Raw genomic sequence first — 720 nt, 5'->3', positions numbered from 1 at the left:
TGAATTATTTACCTGAACAACCAACCCATTTGCTGTTTCTTTGTACTCACCAGTAATTGAACTATCAAATAAAGTCGTCCATGTAATACCGTCTTCTGAAATTTCTACTTTTGTATTGTGGTAGGTTCTCCCATCATTGTAGTAATGCCATACCTGGATAAAGTCAATATCTTCATATACTGCCCCAAGATCAATTTGAACCCACGCGAGTGCTCCACTAGGAGAACTACCCATATAATTATTAGAATTAATATCATTATTTACTATAATCGCTAATGAATTATTCCCTACCGTGGAGTTGGGACTTAACGTAACATCCTTGTTTAATGCTCTATTGGTGGTTCCAGACATTGCTTTAATCTCAACCCAGTGGTTTCCCGTATTGGCAGAAGAACCCTTGATCCAATCTCGTATATATCGGACTTTCTTCACTTTGCTGGCATAGGAGTTTAAATCATTAAGACTCACCTTACTTTCTATCTGCTCAGCTTGACTAGAAATACTAGACTCTGCTGTGCTTAATCTAGTACCTTGAGACGTAACTGTATTAGTTAATGATGATACATTTTGGCTAATCCCATCAGTTGTAAGCTTTATCTCAGCCTTTGCTTCAAACACGGCTTTTGCTGTTTCTGCAGATACGTCCTCTGGCGCAGGTGTCCAATCTGTTGATTTGTTACCTTTTTCAATCTTGACATTTTTTACGGTTGGGAAAACACC

1 protein-coding gene is annotated in these 720 nt (G+C 38.2%); it reads right to left on the bottom strand.

The window, feature by feature from the left end; all coding sequences use genetic code 11:
• The coding region (locus tag G6554_RS25340) for a discoidin domain-containing protein (RefSeq protein WP_166246849.1) at nucleotides 1–720 on the bottom strand (720 nt) is incomplete at both ends.

This window comes from Bacillus sp. MM2020_4 (assembly GCF_011250555.1).
Classification (GTDB): domain Bacteria; phylum Bacillota; class Bacilli; order Bacillales; family Cytobacillaceae; genus Neobacillus.
The sequence above is the reverse complement of the archived record's forward strand: the minus strand, read 5'-3'. Positions and strand labels throughout refer to the sequence as shown.